Raw genomic sequence first — 17,111 nt, forward strand, 5'->3', positions numbered from 1 at the left:
GGGCGCGTTCATCGGCCACCCGCCAGCGTCAGTTCGGCCAGAGCGGCCGATGCAAGGAGTGCTTCGGTGCCACCGGTCGCTGCGGATCGGGCACGGTTCTTGGCGTGCTGGTGCATGATCCACCCCGTGGTGCCCGGGTGGTCGATCGACCGCACGTTCCGCAGCCGCAGGGCCTCCGTGTAGTCGTGGAGTCGCTTCGACGCGATCATGGCGGCGAGCGCCCCGTCGTCGTACCGTTCGAGCAGCTCTCGAGCCGCCCGCTGCACCCGCTGCATGACGAAGAAGTCCTCGGTGAGGATGAGCGTGCGCACGCTCGCCTGCACGAGCGGGTGCGACGGGTCGTCGACGCCTGGTGTGCGGGACAGCGCGACCTCCTGGGCGAGCTTCAGCACCGTGTAGCTCGTGAGGAGTGCGTAGACGTCCTGCGGGTCCGCCGCCGGTTCGCCGAGTCCGGGGGCACGACCGCCGCGGACCGGCCGGCGGTCGCGGTAGTCGAGCTTGAAGGTGCGGAGCTGCTGTGCCGCGAGGGCCGCGCCGAGCTCGTCGAGGAGTTCCTTCCGGCTCTTGGCCGCGAGGATCGCGTCGCTGTCCTGGTAGAGGAGCAGTGCGCGGGGCATGCCGAACACGAACTGGTGCCTCGCCGTGTCCCACTCGGCGAGCAACCGGGAGGCGAGCGGCGAGCCGGTCGCCTCGACGTGCCACTCCAGCAGCAGGAGCACGGCGGCCTCGTGGAACGCCGCCTGATCGCCCTCGGTGATCGATCCGAGGAGGAGCGAGTCCGCGCTGACCTTGCTCGGCAGTTCGCCCCGCGGGTCGTACTGGTAGACGAAGCCACCGCTCATCCCGTTGCCGAAGCCGATACCGAAGCCGCCGAGGTTCAGCACGGCGCCGTTGGTCATGTACTCGCAGGCGTAGTCGCCGACGCCCTCGACGACCGCGGTTGCGCCCGAGTTGCGGACGGCGAAGCGGTCGCCGGCCTCGCCCTGGACGAAGGTGCGTCCGCCGGTCGCCCCGAAGAGCGCGAAGTTGCCGATGAGGACGTTGCCGCCGTCCTCCGAGCTGCCTCCGCCGGGGGAGAGGATCGCGATGGTGCCACCGGAGGCGCTCTTCCCGACGCCGTCGTTGCAGGTGCCGGTGTGCCGCCAGTGCAGGCCGTCGACGCAGAACGCCGCGTACGACTGCCCCGCGGAGTGCTCGGTGCGGATGGTCACGGTGTCGGCGGCGAGCGAACGGTGGCCGCGGTCGTCGGTGACGACGGACGGGATCGCCGCCGCCTGGGCGTCGTCGAGCTCGTGGTTGAGGATGCGCTCGAGGTCGATCGCGAGCTGCCCGCCCACGGAACGCCAGCGGTTGCCGAGGCGGATCCCGCCGTCGGCGTCCTCGGCTCCGAGGTCGAGCGTCGTCCGGCCGTCGTCGAAGAGTCCTGCCCGTACCCGCTCGATGAGGGCGTCGTCGAGCGTGAAGTCCTTCTCCAGGTAGACGGGGTCGGTGACGACGACCTCGGGGACGACCGCGAGCATGGCCCGCAGGTCGAGGTCCGCGACGGCGGCCGGGTGGTCGACGAGGTGGAGGAGGTCGGTGCGACCGCGGGCTTCGCGGAGCGAGCGGAGGCCGAGGATGGCGAGCCGCTCGCGGACGTCGTGTGCGATGTTCAGGAGGTACTGCGCGAGCGCGCGCGGGTCGCCGTCGAAGGTCTCCGGGTTGGTCGTGAGACCGGCCGGGCACTTCACGTTGCAGTTCTTCGCCATGACGCACTTGAGCATCATGAGCGCGGTGGTCCCGAACTCGAAGCTGTCGCCGCCGAGCAGGGCGGAAATGACGACGTCGCGACCGGTCTGGTGCGCGCCGGAGCAGCGCAGGGTGACCTTCGACCGCAGACCGTTCGCGCTGAGGGCCTGGTGGACCTCGGCGATGCCGATCTCGGCGCTGCGTCCGGCGTACTTGAGGCTCGTCACGGCGGCTGCGCCGGTCCCACCGGTGTTGCCGGCCACGTTGATGACGTCGGCACCGGCCTTGGCGACGCCGACGGCGATCGTGCCGATGCCCTCGGAGGAGACGAGCTTGACGACGACGCGGACCCGTGCCGCCTTGCAGTCGTGGATGAGCTGCGCGAGGTCCTCGATCGAGTAGGTGTCGTGGTGCGGCGGCGGCGAGACGAGCTCGATGCCGGGCGTGCCACCCCGGGCGGCGGCGATGTCCACCGTCACCTTGGGAGCCGGGAGCTGACCGCCCTCGCCGGGCTTCGCGCCCTGGCCGATCTTGATCTCGAGTTCCTGCAGCATCGGGTCGGCGAGGTAGCCGGCCCAGACGCCGAAGCGCCCGGAGGCGAACTGCTTGATGCGCGAGCCGCGGATGGTGCCGTAGCGGGACAGGTGCTCGCCGCCCTCGCCACTGTTCGACATCCCGCCGACCATGTTGGTGCCGTGCGCGACCGCCTCGTGGGCGGTCGCCACGAGGGCGCCGTGGCTCATCGCCCCGGATGCGAGGGATCGGGTGATCTCGCTCGCCGGCTGGACGAGGTCGGTCGAGATGCTCTCGGCCCCCTCGACGAGCATCGAGAAGTAGTCGTCGGCGGACCCCGTCGCCTCCACGATGAGGTCGCCACCGGAGATCCAGTGCCCCGTCACCTCGCCGCCGAAGCGGTGGACGTAGTACTCGCCGAGCGCCGAGACCCGGGTGAGGTCGCCCGCGAGCGGTCCCGTGAGCTGCAGCCGGTGCCGACCCTGCTCGGTCCGCGTCGCGCGCAGGCCGCGGACGACGATCGAGGAGTTGCCGACGGGGCCGAGCCGATCGAGCTCGCGCGCGAACTCCTCCGGGGTGGTCAGCCGGGTGATGTCCTCGGGCAGCACGAGCACGTCGCGGAGGGCGGCCGGGCGACGGCGCCGCTCGGTGGTCATCGACTGGACGAAGGAGCGGTAGCCGGGCGTGATGGTGAAGGCGTCGATCTCGTCGTCGTCGAGGGCGTCGAAGGAGGTGTGCTGGTAGGCGTCGTCGTCGATCCCGAACGCGTCCTCGAGGTTCCCGATGGTGTGGAGGCGCAGCGGGTCGTCGCCGAGCGTACCGCCGTCGCGGTCGACGGCGGTCGTGCCCGCTCGCGGCAGCTGCACGGGCTCCTCGGTGAGGTCGACGAAGCCGCGGACCGCGGTCGTCCCGTAGGAGTGGCCGGCGCCCTCGGCGCGTTCCTTGAACAGGCCGAGGAGCGGGACGTCCGCGTCGCTCGACGTCGTCAGGGCGCGCTGGTGCCAGGCGCTCGCCGTCCGGGCGATCCCGGCGAACCCGACGCCGCCGACGGGGGCGCGGAGGTGCGGGAAGGCGCGCGCGAGCACGGGGTCGCTCGTGTCGAGGTAGTTCGGCTCGAAGAACTCTCCGCCGATGTAGCTCTCGACGGTGCACAGGCCGACCCGACCCATGGTCTTCAGGAGCGACTTCTCGGCGGCGTACGCGAACCGTCGGAACGCGGCTTCCACCTCGTCGGGGTGCTGCTGCTCGGCGCGGAGGCGGACCGCGAGCGGGTGCACCGCCGACGCACCGAAGCCGAGGGCGGAGGCGACGTGGTGCGAGGACGGCAGCTGGCCGCTGTCGACCACGAGCGACACGCGGAGCCGGAGGCCGTCGTCGATGAGTCGCTGGTTGACGGCCGCCACGACGAGGATGAGCGGCAGGGCGGCACCCTCCGCGTGGACGCCGCGGTCGCTGAGGATCGCGATGCCGCCGTTCTCTGCGGCGAACCCGGCGACCTCCGCGGCCACGCGCTCGACGGCGGCCTCGAGCGCGTCGGCGTTCGCCTGCGCGTCCACCTCGGGCCGGTAGAGGATGTCGAACCACGCGACCGGCGACTCGTGCTGAGCGCTGAGGCGCCGCAGTTCGTCCTCGCTGACGATGGGGGATCGGAGGACGAGCTGCTTCGTGCCGACCGTGCCGCTACCGGGCTTCGGACCGAGCGCGACCCGCAGGGTCATGCCGTCAGCCTCACGGATGCTGTCGAGCGGCGGGTTGGTCACCTGGGCGAAGCGCTGGGAGAAGTACTTCGCCAGGCCGCCCTCCTGGTCGGACAGGGCGTTGATGGCGTTGCCGTAGCCCATCGCCGAGATCCGCTCCTTGCCAGAGGCGAGCATCGGGTCCGTCATGAACCGGAAGCTCTCCTGGTTGAGGGAGTAGGCGACGTAGCGCTGCACCTGGCTCAGCCCACCGCGGTAGGCGAACGCGTCGTCCGCCGAGGCCGTCGGTGCGGACACCGGGACGCCCCGGTCCTCGAGCGCGTCGAGGTCGGTGGCCGATGCGGCGAGCATCGCCGGGTAGTCCTTGCGTGCCGCGAGGAGCTCGAGCGCCTCGCCCGTTCGGAGGCGCGTGCCCGTGCGGTGGTCGTAGGCGAGCATGCCGCCGGCCTCGATGCGACCGCGGTGGACCACCTCGTCGTCCGGGAACGGCAGCTGCCCCGCCTCGGAGGTGACGCAGAGGTAGTCCGCCGTCTCGACGCTGCGCAGCGGGCGCAGGCCGAGGCGGTCGAGCCGGGCGCCGACGGTCGTGCCGTCGTTGAAGATGAGGGCGGCCGGGCCGTCGTTCTTCTCCTCGACGAGCGAGAAGTACTCGAGCATCGCCCGAACCTCGCGGCTCAGCGTGCGATCGTTCTCCCAGGCCGGGGGCATGACCGATACGACCGCCTCGAGCAGTTCGAGGCCGTCCTCGACGACGCGGCTGTGCAGCGTCTGGTCGAGGCGCGAGCTGTCCGACTGGCCCCTGGCCCGGATGATCTTCCGGCCCCGCGATGCCGCCAGCGCCGTCTCGGACAGGCGGTTCTTGCGGTCGGTGTTGAGCTCGCCGTTGTGCGCCATGAGGCGGAAGGGCTGCGCCATCGACGGGTGGGGAGCGGTGTTCGTCGAGAACCTGGTGTGGAAGGCGAGGGTCCTCACCCGGTGCAGGGGGTCGGCCAGGTCGGCGAAGTAGGGGATGACCTCGCCGGAGTTGAGGCGTCCCTTCAGGACCTGCGTGCGCGTGCTGAGCGACAGCGGGTACAGGCCGTCGAGGGTGAGGTCCGTGTAGGCGGTGGCCTCGATCGCGAGCAGGGCCGCGTGCGCGCGCCGGTCGAGGTCCTCCGTGGAGGCGTCGTCCGACGGCTCGAAGATCCACTGCCGGATCGGCAGCTGGTACTGCACGGCCTTCGGGCGCAGGACGGCGTCGACCGTCGGCACGGCACGGGCGAGCAGCACGGTGAAGCCGGCCTCGACGAGCGAGCGTTCGATGAGAGCCTCGGCGTCGCCGATCCGACCGTGGTCGACCGGGAGGAAGACGTTCGCGACGCCGAACCGCCCGGCGACGAGCGGTTTGCCGACGAGGGAGCTGAAGAAGTCGACCGAGAGGTCGATCTGCACGCCCGCTCCGTCGCCGACACCCTCGGAGGACATGCCGCCGCGGTGGGGGATGGCGCACAGGGCGGTGTCGCCGAGGGCGATGACGTCGTGGCTCTGCACGCCGTCCTTACGGGTGATGAAGCCGACGCCGCAGTCGCTCTTGTCGGTCTGGCGATCGACGAGGTCGGGCAGGGGCGATGGTGCTGCGGTGCGCGGGCGCGGTGGAACGGAAGACGAGATCACGACGGGGTACCCCTCGGAATGCGGGCGCTGGACGGCCCGGAGACGGTGAGATGACGGGACCGGATCTACGTCGCTGGAGGCTGGGTCCGTGTCGACGCGGGCGCTGGGTGCGGCGGCCGTCGTCTGCATGAATGGAGGTGTTCCGATCCTAACCGGGCCGTCCCGCCCACTCAACCGTAACGAGCCGAACCCGGCCGATCGGCGTAGGCTGGGTGTTTCCGGTACGTATGGGACACGCCGTGAGCGCTCCGGCGGCTCCCGTCGACGGCCCATCGCGCAGCGCCCGGATGCGCTGCGGGGCGGCTCACGAGCCGGCCCGTGGTGGATCGGATCGCGACCGGACGACCGATGTGCAGCCAGCTGCATGTTTTTCGGACCAGAATGGTGAGATGACGACAGAGCACACGGCTGCGACCGGTCGCGGCTTCGCGCACGCCAAAGCGATCCTGCTGGGCGAGCACGCCGTCGTCTACGGTTCTCCAGCCGTCGCCCTGCCCATCCCGTCGCTCCGGGTCGAGGCGACCGCCCGGCGCATCGACGGGGCCTCGGTCCTCGACACCGAGATCTCGCTCGGCCCGCTCGACGCCTCCGATCCGCTCGGGACCACCGTCCTCGAGACCCTCGCGCACGTCGGTGCGGCCCCGGCCGGCGTCGAGGTCGTCGTCCGCGGGACGCTACCGATCGGACGGGGCCTCGGTTCGAGCGCCGCAGCGGCCAACGCGATCGTGGACGCCGTCGCCGACCTCCACGGTGTGGCGCTCGACGACGCCGACCGGTTCGAGCTCGTGCAGCGCGGCGAACGCGTCGCCCACGGGACGCCCAGCGGTCTCGACGCCCGGGCCACGAGCGCCTCGACACCCATCCTCTTCACCGCCGGCCGGGTCGAGCATCCGCCGATCCGCTTCGGCGGCAGCTTCGTCGTGGCCGACACCGGTGCGCGCGGGTCGACCCGGAAGGCGGTCGCCGACGTCCGCACCTTCGTCGAGCTGCACCCCGAGCGCGGCCGGGCGCTCCTGGCCGAGCTCGAACGCGGGACCCTGGCGGGCGTCTCAGACCTCGCCGCGGACCGCCGCGACGACCTCGGGACCCGCATGAACACGGCGCAGGTCGTCCTCGACGAACTCGGCGCCGGCCACCCCGCCATCACCGCGCTCATCGAGGTCGCCACGGCGAACGGCGCCCTCGGCGCGAAGCTCACGGGCGGCGGGCAGGGTGGATGCATCATCACCCTCGCCGCGGACCCCGCGTCAGCCCGACGCATCTCGCAAGCCCTCCTCGAGGCCGGAGCACTCGGCACCTGGACGATCGACGCGGAGGACTACGCGTGACCCTGACCCCGCAACAGCACGCCGAGACCGCGTCGGCCGACGGCGCCGCGACCGCGCTGGCCAACCCCAACATCGCCCTCGTCAAGTACTGGGGCAAGCGGGACGAGGCGCTCATCCTCCCGTGGACCGGAAGCCTCTCACTGACCCTCGACGCGGCGCCCACGACGACGACGGTGCGACTGACGGACGCAGCCGACGACGTCGTGCTCCTCGGCGGACGAGCCCTCGAGGGCACCGCCCGCTCCCGCGTCACACGCTTCATCGACCTCGTGCGCGCGCTCGCCGACCGAGACGAGCGCGTCACCGTCGACTCCCACAACGAGATCCCCACGGGCGCCGGCCTCGCCTCCTCGGCCTCCGGCTTCGCCGCACTGGCGCTCGCCGCATCGACCGCATTCGGACTCGACCTCGATCGCCGTGCCCTCTCCCGGCTGGCGCGCCGTGGCTCGGGATCGGCCTCCCGCTCGATCTTCGACGGGATCGCCGTCTGGCACGCCGGGCACGACGACGAGAGCTCCTTCGCCGAGGCGGTGCCCGCGCGCGGACTCGAGCTCGGCATGGTCCTCACCGTCCTCGACGCCCGGGCCAAGTCGGTCTCCAGTCGCGACGGCATGCGCCGCACGGTCGACACCTCCCCGTACTACCCCGCCTGGGTCGAACGCACCCCCGTCGAACTCGAGGAGATGCTCGCCGCGATCGCCCGCGCCGACTTCACCGCGGTGGGCACGATCGCCGAGCGGAACGCGATGCGGATGCACGCCACGATGCTCGGCGCCGAGCCGCCGGTCAGGTATTGGGGACCGGCGAGCGTGGAACTGCTCGATCTCGTCGCAAACCTCAGAGGCGACGGCCTCGAATGCTATGCGACGATGGACGCCGGCCCGAACGTGAAGATCCTGTGTCGAGCCGACGCGGTCGACGAGCTAGCGACTCGGATCCTCGAGGCGCAGCCCGACATCGGCGTCATCCCCGCCAGAGCCGGACGGGGCGCGAGGCTCATCACCTCGGAGCCCGGCGGATCGGTGGGCGAGCAGACAACGGAAGGAGCGCGATGATCGAGATCAAGGCGCCCGGCAAGCTCTTCGTGGCCGGCGAGTACGCCGTCGTCGAACCAGGGCACCCCTCCATCCTCGTCGCGGTCGACCGGTGCGTCACCGTCCGACTCGAAGCGAGCGAGCACGAGGGCCGCATCTTCTCCGACCAGTACGGCCGAGCGCCCATCATCTGGCGTCGCAACCGCAACGGGGTCGTCGTCGAGCATGAGGAACGCCCGCTCGACCACGTCCTCTCCGCCGTGAGCACGATGGAGACCCTCGTCGCCGAGCTCGGCGTGGCGCAGCGGTTCTCCGCGTTGTCCATCACCAGTGAGCTCGACGATGCGAGCGGCAGGAAGTTCGGCCTCGGCTCGAGTGCCGCCGTGACGACCGCCACCATCCGCGCCCTCGACGAGTTCTACCAGCTCGACCTCACCCGGACGCAGATGCTCAAGCTCGCGATCCTCGCCACCATCGACGTCGCGCCGGCAGCCTCCGGCGGCGACCTCGCGGCGAGCATGTTCGGCGGCTGGCTCCGCTACACCTCACCCGATCGGGCTCGGCTGCGCGAGGTGCGCCACCGAGAAGGGGTGCTCGCCGCCCTCCGCGACCCCTGGGCCGAGCTGGGACTCGAGCGACTGTCGCCGCCGACCTCGCTCCGGCTCCTCGTCGGCTGGACCGGCGAGCCCGCCTCGACCACGCGTCTCGTCGACGAACTGCAGTCCCGCAAATGGGCGGAGACCGCCCACTACACCTCGTTCCTCGCGGCCAGTCGGGCCGCCGTCGACGCCCTCACGATCGGCTTGAACGACGAGGACCCGGCCCTCGTGCTCGGTGCCGTCCGCTCCGCGCGCGCGACGCTCGCCGGTCTCGGACGCGACGCCGGCGTCGACATCGAGACCGCCGCGCTTGCTCAGCTCTGCGACGCCGCCGAGCGTCTCGGCGGGGCGGCCAAGTCGTCCGGTGCCGGTGGTGGCGACTGCGGGATCGCGTTCATCGGCCAGTCCGTCTCCACCGCCGCCCTCGAAGACGACTGGTCGGCGCACGGCATCGAGCGGCTCCCGCTCACGGTGCATCCGCCGACCGGACTCATCGACGCCGCCCACAGCCCGTGGGGGCCGGCGGAGATCAGCCGTACCGACGACGACGCGGTCGAATCCATCAGATCCACCTACGCTCGTGCCTTCGCCGAGCAGCACGACGTCCTCCGGGGCGGAACGGAACACCACGCATGAGCAACGAACCCGACGGCGTCGCACCGGTCCCACTCAAGTGGATCGGTCCGCTCCACCTGAGCGGCAACGTCATGGAGGGCGAGCAGGAGGTCCCGCTCGCCACCTACGAGAGCCCGCTCTGGCCGTCGGTCCGTCGGGGCGCCCGCATCTCCTCCATGGTCCCCGGCGGCATCCGCGCGACGCTCGTCGACGAGCGGATGAGCCGCTCCGTCCTGTTCGAGGTCGACTCCGCCGGCGACGCCCTGCAGGCGCTCCGCGAGATCGAGCGCAGCCTCCCCGAGCTGCAGGCCGTCGTCGCACAGTCGAGCCACTTCGCAGAACTCATCGAGATCAACTCGCAGATCGCCGGCAACCTGCTCTTCCTGCGCCTCGAGTTCCGCACGGGTGACGCGTCCGGGCACAACATGGTCACGCTCGCGGCGGACCGTCTCATGCCGTACATCATGGAGCGTTGGCCGATGCTCCGGTACGGCTCGATCTCCGGCAACTTCTGCTCCGACAAGAAGGCGACCGCAGTCAACGGCATCCTGGGTCGTGGCAAGAACGTCGTCACCGAGATGACGATCCCGCGGGCGATCGTCGAGCGGTTCCTGCACACGACGCCCGAGCAGATCGTGCAGCTGAACGTGCGCAAGAACCTCGTCGGGACGATCCTCGCCGGTGGCCTGCGTAGCGCGAACGCCCACTACGCCAACATGTTGCTCGCGTTCTACCTGGCGACCGGCCAGGACGCCGCGAACATCGTCGAGGGCTCGCAGGGCGTCACGCACGCCGAGGTCCACGACGGCGACCTCTACTTCTCCTGCACCCTGCCGAACCTCATCGTCGGCACGGTCGGCAACGGCAAGGGGCTCGGCTTCGTCGAGGAGAACCTCACCCGCCTCGGGTGCCGAGAGGACCGTGAACCCGGCGCCAACGCCCGGCGACTCGCCGTCCTGTGTGCTGCCGCCGTCTGGTGCGGCGAACTGTCACTCCTCGCCGCGCAGACCAACCCCGGTGAGCTCATGGCCGCCCACCTGAAGCTCGAACGTAGCGCGCAGACCGCGGCCGGCGCGCCCGCCTGACCCTCCCACCGCACCGGGGGACCGGTGCATCGTCGACGCTCGAACGGAGCACCCCGCACGTGAACACCAGCCAGACCACCAGCCCCGCCGTCGGCATCGACGACATCGCCTTCGCGACCGGTGCGAACCGCATCGACCTCGCCGAGCTCGCGGGGCGCTTCGGCGTCGAGCCCGCCAAGTACTACGTCGGTCTCGGCCAGAGCGAGATGAGCGTCCCGGCCGCCGACGAGGACATCGTGACGATGGCCGCCGCAGCCGCAGCGCCGATCATCGAACGGCACGGCAGCGACCGGCTCCGGACCGTCCTGTTCGCCACCGAGTCCGGGATCGACCAGTCGAAGTCCGCGGGCGTCTATGTGCACCGGCTGCTCGGCCTGCCGCAGGCGGTCCGCGTGGTCGAGCTCAAGCAGGCCTGCTACTCGGCCACCGCGGCGCTGCAGTTCGCGGCTGCACTCGTGGCACGGAACCCCGAGGAGACCGTGCTCGTCATCGCGAGCGACGTCGCGCGGTACGAACTGCACTCCAACGCCGAGCCGACGCAGGGCGCCGGGGCCGTCGCCATGCTCGTTGCCGCCGATCCGGCCATCCTCGAGCTCGAGACCGCGACCGGCGTCTACACGCAGGACGTCATGGACTTCTGGCGCCCGAACCACAGTGCGACGGCGATCGTCGACGGCAAGCTGTCCATCTCCGCCTACCAGGACGCCATCGAGGGTGCCTGGGCGGACTACCGGTCACGCGGCGGAGCGGACTTCTCCGAGGTCGACCACTTCTGCTACCACCAGCCGTTCACGAAGATGGCGATCAAGGCGCACCGGCACCTGGCCAAGTCGCTCGGCGCAGGGCGCACCCAGGAGGAGTTGGACGCACAGATCGAGCCGACGACCGGGTACAACCGCCGGATCGGGAACAGCTACACGGCCTCCGTGTACCTCGCGCTGCTCGCGCTGCTCGACGGTGACGACGACCTCACCGGTCGGCGCATCGCGTTCCTCAGCTACGGATCGGGTGCGGTCGCGGAGTGCTTCAGCGGCATCGTGCGTCCGGGCTACCGCTCGGCTCTGCGGAGCGACCTGAACCGTGCGCAGCTCGATGCGCGGACGGTCGTCGACGACGCCCGCTACCTGCAGCTCCTCGAGGACGCGGCGTCGGCCGACGTCCACGACTCCGACCGTCCGCGCGAGACGGGTGCGCCGTTCCGTTTCGCGGGCATCGTCGGCGACCGCCGGCAGTACGAGCCCACCTCCGCCTGACCGCTCCCGCGCCCCGGCTGTCTTGGGTGGGTCGCCAGCGCGGTGCGCTGACGTCACCGCGGGTCGGGGACGTGAGCGCGGGTCTCCAGAGGGGCGCGCTCACGCGTGTGCCTCGCGGTCGTGCCGGTTCCCCCGCGCTCGCGCCAGCGCACCGCGCCGGCGCCGGGTTCGACACCCTCACGTCAGCGCACCGCGCTGGCACTCCACCCGATCGCGGACTGGTCACCCCCGGGAGGTGGCGGCTCGGACCCGGTCGACGAGGAACGGGCCCAGGGTCCGCGACCAGGTGGCCGTGATGTGGTGCAGATCGCGATAGACGAGCACGTTCCCGACGGCGAGCGGGCAGGTCCCTGCGGCGCAGTACAGCTCGCCGAGATCCACGACCGGCACGGCGCCGTCGGTCATCGCCGCCGTAGCGGTGTTCAGGTCGAACGTCGGGTACGCGTCGGCTACGGGGAAGGCGCACGCCCCCGCGATGAGCTCTGCGGCGCTCGCGCGGTCGACGCAGGCCGCGGCTTCGGTCGGCACGCGGGGATTGTCCCGCAGCACCACGATCGACGTCCCCTGCTCGAGCACCGGTGTCCACGCGGCGAGCGTCGCGCCTCGGATCGCGGCCTGTTCGGCCACCGAGGTCTCGTCCGGACTCTTGGAGGTCACCAGGATGATGTCGTACGGCCGCCCACCCGTGAACGCCTCCTGCATGAGCGTCCGCCGGGCGTCGCAGGCCGCCGAGTCGTCGGGTCCCGGTGCCCGCCACTCGCAGCCCTTGCCGACGTACACGTCGAGCCGCCAGTTGCGTGCCTCGAGCTGGTCGACGAGGCCTGGGATGAGCATCGTGGCGTGGGAGTTCCCGGTGAGCGCGACCCGCGTGGCGTCCGGGCGATCCGAACCGAAGGTGCAGCCGGGGAAGTCCGGCGCGTCGGCGGCTGCGGAACACCGGAAGGTGTCGCCCGTGTCCTCGGTCCGCACCGACAGCGGCGGCAGGAGTTCATCCGCCAACGCCGGATTGGTGCAGCCCGACACGGCCGCATCGGCACCGAAACACGGCTCACCGTCTGCGACGTAGGCGTCCACGGTGCTCGCGAGGGTGCGTTCCTCGGCGGCGACGGTCAGCAACCCCGCCGTCGGGATGCAGAGCACGAGTGCGGTCGCCGCGCCGGCCGACAGGACGGTCCGGGCGGGGCGGGCGTGCGCGAGGACGGGGGCTCGTCGGACGGGGTCCTCGACGAACCGTTTCGTCAGCGCGGCGAGGACCACGGCGACGACCAGGAGAGCGGCCGCGATCGCCCAACCGAGCGGGTCGTCGAGCGCGAGGGGCACGCCGAGCACCCACGGTGCGACCACGATGAGTGGCCAGTGCCACAGGTACAGCGAATAGGAGAGATCGCCGAGCAGGAGCGACGCACGCGTCCGTGCGAGGGTCGTCACGGACCACCGGTGGGTCGACGACCCACCGACGATCACGAGGAGCGTCCCGAGCACCGGGAGGGCGGCGGCGATCCCGGGGAACGCCGTCCGCTCGGTGAAGGCGACCAGCGCGACCGCCAGGAGGACGACGCCGAGGACACCGGAAGCCGTCCGCCAACGGGTGCGGTGCACGACCACGACCGGCCCGAGCAGCGCGAGGAGACCGCCGGCCGCGAACTCCCAGGCACGGGTCGGCGTGGCGAAGTACGCCGGTGCCGGGTCCGCCGCCGTGTACAGGATCGAGCACAGGAGTGAGGCGGCACCGATGATCCCGAGCGCCACACCGAGGGTGCGGCGGAGGTCCGACGCTCGCCGCCGGGTGAGCCACACGCACAGCACGACGACGAGTGGCCAGGCGAGGTAGAACTGCTCTTCGACGGACAGCGACCAGAAGTGCTGGACCGGCGACGCGGCGCTTCCCTGCGCGAGGTAGTCGACGGAGCTCCCGGCCAGGAACCAGTTCTCCCAGGAGGTCCCGGCCGCCACGGTCTCGGTGAAGAACTGCGTCCAGGCGCTCGGCGGAGCGAACCGCCAGACGAGGATCGCGGTGACGGCGAGGACGAGCAGCGCGGCCGGCAGGAGTCGCCGGATGCGGCGGGCCCAGAACGCCGGGAGGTCGATGCGGCCCGTCTCGGTGGCCTGGCGTGCGAGGTGGCTCGTGATCAGATAGCCGCTGACGACGAAGAACACGTCGACGCCGACGTACCCACCGGGCAGGAGGCTCGACGACAGGTGGAAGACCACGACGGACAGGACGGCGATTGCGCGGAGCAGCTGGATGTCGGGTTGTGTGCGCGGAACCGCTCCGAGGAGGGGAGACGCGCCGGTCCGCTCCTGCACCTGCCTCACGCGGTCTCCTCCGCCGTCCGGGTCGACGGACGGCGGGCTCAGCGTAGGGAACGCCGGTGACGCACTCGTGGACGGCAGATGACCGGTTCGCTTCGGCTTCGGGTGTCGACGGCGGACGGCCGACGATCGGGTCAGCCGACGTTCGCGCCGAAGAGCAGGCCGAGCACGTAGGTCGCCGCGGCCGCCCCGTATCCGATCGCGAGTTGTCGCAGTGCCCGGCGGAGCGGTGGACCGCCGGAGAGGAGCCCGACGACGGCGCCGGTTCCGAGCAGGGCCACCCCGACCAGGAGTGCGGCGACGAACAGCGCCGCGACACCCTGCAGCCCGAACAGGTAGGGCAGGACCGGGATCACGGCGCCCGATGCGAAGAAGCAGAAGCTCGAGAGCGCGGCTCCGAGCCCGGTCCCGATGGCCTCGTGCTCCATCGCCGCACGGGCCTCGCGCTCGTAGGTCCCCGCACCGACGCGGGCCAGGACGTCCGCGGCGTGTGCCTCGGCCTCGCCGACCTCCATGCCACGGGCCCGGTAGACGAGCGCGAGTTCGTTCGCGTCGACGTCGAGGTGGGGGAGGGCGTCGTCGGCCGCCGGGTTGGGGCTGGACGCCTCGAGCAGCTCGCGCTGCGACCGGACCGAGACGTACTCACCGGCACCCATCGACAGCGCACCCGCCAGGAGGCCCGCGAGCCCGGCGGCGAGGACGACGCCGTTGCCGACCCCGGTGGCGCTCATGCCGATGACGAGAGCGAGGTTCGAGACGAGTCCGTCGTTCGCTCCGAACACGGCCGCCCGGAAGGTTCCGGACAGGCGGTTGCGTCCACGGGCGGCCAGGCCCCGGACGACCTCCTCGTGGATCTGCTCGTCGGCGGCCATCCGCTCGGTGGCCGCCCGTTCGGTCGCATAGGGCGAGCGCGACTCGGCTCGCTGGACGAGCGCCAGGACGAAGACGGATCCGAACCGCCTCGCGAGCCAGCCCAGCAGTCGGGTCCGCAGGTCACCGCGTTGCGGCTTGCCGGCGTCGTCGCCGAGCAGGGCGATCCAGTGCGACTCGTGGCGTTTCTCGGCCTCGGCGAGCGCGAGCAGGATGTCGCGCTCCTCACCGCTCCGCCGGCCAGCGAGATCCCGGTAGACGGCGGCCTCGGCGCGTTCGTCGGCGAGGTACCCGCGCCAGCGCCGCAGCTCGCGCTGGCTGGGTGGTTCCTGGCGGGACGCGGATCCGTTCGTGGTCGACTCGCTCATCCGCCGATTGTCCCAGACGCCCGTCGACCGGTGCGCCGCGCGCCACGGAGACGTCCCCGGACTGGGGTCGCCGGGCGAGGGCTTGTCCAGCAGCTGCGGTGCGTCCTGAGCCGATCTTCAGACACTGCGATCTACGATGGTGCTCATGCCCGAGAACTCCGCCCCGTCCCCTGACGCCCCGCCGCTCGTCGGCGTCGTGATGGGCTCGGACTCCGACTGGAACGTCATGAGCGATGCGGCGCAGGTGCTCCGCGACTTCGGCGTGCCGTTCGAGGTCGAGGTGCTGTCGGCCCACCGCACGCCCGAGAAGATGATCGCCTACGGCAAAGCCGCCCACGGTCGCGGGGTGAAGGTGGTCATCGCCGGTGCCGGTGGTGCAGCCCACCTGCCCGGGATGCTCGCCTCCGTCACCACCCTCCCGGTGGTCGGCGTCCCGGTCCCACTGTCACGCCTCGACGGTCTCGACTCACTGCTGTCGATCGTGCAGATGCCCGCGGGCGTGCCGGTCGCGACCGTGTCGATCGGCGGCGCGAAGAACGCGGCGCTGATCGCCGTCAAGATCCTCGCCACGGCCGACGACGCCCTGCACCAGGCGCTCGTCGCCTACGCCGAGGCCCTCGCCGACTCGGTCGAGGAGAAGAACCGGAACCTCAAAGCGCAGCTATGACGAGTGCAGCCACCGCCGCGAAGCCGATGCGGTTTCCCGACACCCGTTCACGCGAGGTGATGACCAAGCGTGCCTGGTGGCTCGTCGTCCTCAACCTCCTGATCCCCGGCTCCGCGCAGGTGCTCGCCGGCAACCGGAAGCTCGGGCGGTTCGGACTCTTCTGCACCCTGTCGCTCTGGGTGGTGGCGATCGTGGCCGTCGTCGCCTACCTGCTCTGGCCCGCCCCGGTCATCACCGTCGCGACGAACTGGTTCACCCTGACCGCCGTGCAGGTGCTCCTCGCTCTCTACGCCGTCCTGTGGGTCGTCCTCACCCTCGACACGCTGCGCCTCGTCCGCCTCGTGCGGGCCTCTCCGAACGCGCGGCTCGGCGTCGCGCTCTTCGCCACGTTGGCACTCGTCGCGGTCGCCGGGACAGCGGGCTATGGTGCGGTCGTGGCGGGCTCCGCACGTGGCACGATCGGCTCGATCTTCGCCCAGACCGCACCGGTCGAACCGGTCGACGGGTACTACACCTTCCTCCTCCTCGGGGGTGACGCCGGCGCCGACCGCGAGGGACTGCGACCCGACAGCACCTCGGTCGTCGCCGTCAACGCCGAAACGGGCAAAGCGACCGCATTCGGGCTCCCGCGCGACCTCGACCCCGTCCCGTTCCCGGAGGGCTCCGAGATGGCCTCGCTGTATCCGAACGGCTACGGCTACGAGGACGACTGCGACGTCGACGTCTGCCAGCTGAACTCCATCTATACCGAGATCCAGCTCAAGAACCCCGAGCTGTTCCCGAAGGCCGAGGCCGCAGGAAGTGAGCCGGGCATCGAGGCCATGAAGCAGGCGGCCGAAGGCGCCACCGGCCTGAAGATCCAGTACTACGTGCTCGTGGACATGCAGGGCTTCGCGACGCTTATCGACGCGCTCGGCGGCATCACCATGACGCCGACGCAGCGGCTCCCGATGGACGGCGATGAGGACCTCAACGACGTCACCGAGTGGATCGAGCCCGGTAAGCAGGTCATGGACGGTCGGACGGCACTCATGTACGCGCGCTCCAGGCACTCGACGAGCGACTACGACCGGATCGCGCGCCAGCGCGAACTTCAGGACGCGATGCTCAAGCAGTTCAACCCGACGAACGTTCTGTTGCGCTTCCAGGAGATCGCCGCGGCGAGCCCGGACGTCGTGAAGACGGATGTCCCGCAGTCGATGCTCGGGTACTTCGTGAACCTCGCCGGGAAGACGAAGGCCGCAGGTCTCGCGAGCGTGGAGTTCGTGCCGCCGCTCATCGACCCCACCGAACCTGACTACGGGCTCATCAAGCAGACCGTCCAGGACACGCTCTGGCCGCCGACACCGACCGCGGATCCGACCGACGCGGGTTGACCCCGCGACCGG

General features: G+C 71.2%; 10 protein-coding genes. 7 read left to right on the forward strand and 3 right to left on the reverse strand.

The annotated features are described in order from the left end of the window. Positions 1-8 precede the first annotated feature (8 nt). Complete coding sequence (locus QRN44_RS13790) at positions 9-5,591, reverse strand: glutamate synthase-related protein (RefSeq protein ID WP_285039406.1); 5,583 nt, start codon at positions 5,589-5,591, stop codon at positions 9-11. Between the two features lie 389 nt (positions 5,592-5,980). On the opposite strand from QRN44_RS13790, the gene mvk reads away from it, so the two are divergent. From mvk to QRN44_RS13815, 5 genes are read left to right on the forward strand one after another with little or no spacing between them, the layout of a single operon-like run. Then, complete coding sequence (gene mvk, locus QRN44_RS13795) at positions 5,981-6,919, forward strand: mevalonate kinase (protein ID WP_285039407.1); 939 nt, start codon at positions 5,981-5,983, stop codon at positions 6,917-6,919. Further along, positions 6,916-7,974, forward strand: a complete 1,059-nt coding sequence (mvaD, locus tag QRN44_RS13800; RefSeq protein ID WP_285039408.1) for a diphosphomevalonate decarboxylase — start codon at positions 6,916-6,918, stop codon at positions 7,972-7,974. The genes mvk and mvaD overlap by 4 nt, the downstream gene beginning before the upstream one ends. Beyond that, the gene (locus QRN44_RS13805; RefSeq protein WP_285039409.1) at positions 7,971-9,188 is read left to right on the forward strand and encodes a phosphomevalonate kinase; all 1,218 of its coding nucleotides are present in this window, start codon (positions 7,971-7,973) and stop codon (positions 9,186-9,188) included. The genes mvaD and QRN44_RS13805 overlap by 4 nt, the downstream gene beginning before the upstream one ends. Continuing rightward, complete coding sequence (locus QRN44_RS13810; RefSeq protein ID WP_079002857.1) at positions 9,185-10,252, forward strand: hydroxymethylglutaryl-coenzyme A reductase family protein; 1,068 nt, start codon at positions 9,185-9,187, stop codon at positions 10,250-10,252. The genes QRN44_RS13805 and QRN44_RS13810 overlap by 4 nt, the downstream gene beginning before the upstream one ends. 59 nt (positions 10,253-10,311) lie before the next feature. Continuing rightward, positions 10,312-11,505: a hydroxymethylglutaryl-CoA synthase gene (locus QRN44_RS13815; RefSeq protein ID WP_285039410.1), complete on the forward strand. Its 1,194-nt coding sequence runs from the start codon at positions 10,312-10,314 to the stop codon at positions 11,503-11,505. A gap of 222 nt (positions 11,506-11,727) precedes the next feature. Here QRN44_RS13815 and QRN44_RS13820 read toward each other — a convergent pair whose 3' ends face one another. Both QRN44_RS13820 and QRN44_RS13825 read right to left on the reverse strand, forming a co-directional pair. After that, on the reverse strand, positions 11,728-13,821 hold the full coding sequence (locus QRN44_RS13820) for an acyltransferase family protein (RefSeq protein WP_285039411.1): 2,094 nt from the start codon (positions 13,819-13,821) through the stop codon (positions 11,728-11,730). A 131-nt stretch (positions 13,822-13,952) separates the two neighbouring features. Further along, positions 13,953-15,056 carry a VIT1/CCC1 transporter family protein gene (locus tag QRN44_RS13825; protein ID WP_285039412.1) on the reverse strand — a complete coding sequence of 368 codons (1,104 nt, stop codon included), beginning with the start codon at positions 15,054-15,056 and terminating at the stop codon, positions 13,953-13,955. A 145-nt stretch (positions 15,057-15,201) separates the two neighbouring features. Between QRN44_RS13825 and purE the strand changes: the two genes are divergently transcribed. Continuing rightward, a complete protein-coding gene (purE, locus tag QRN44_RS13830; RefSeq protein ID WP_085513536.1) occupies positions 15,202-15,723 on the forward strand; it encodes a 5-(carboxyamino)imidazole ribonucleotide mutase in 522 nt (173 codons plus the stop codon). Further along, positions 15,720-17,099 (forward strand): LCP family protein, encoded by a 1,380-nt coding sequence (locus tag QRN44_RS13835; protein ID WP_285039413.1) that lies wholly within the window; start codon positions 15,720-15,722, stop codon positions 17,097-17,099. The genes purE and QRN44_RS13835 overlap by 4 nt, the downstream gene beginning before the upstream one ends. Positions 17,100-17,111: the final 12 nt, after the last annotated feature.

This window comes from Plantibacter sp. lyk4-40-MEA-4, from assembly GCF_030209415.1.
GTDB classification, from domain to species: Bacteria; Actinomycetota; Actinomycetes; order Actinomycetales; family Microbacteriaceae; genus Plantibacter; species Plantibacter flavus_A.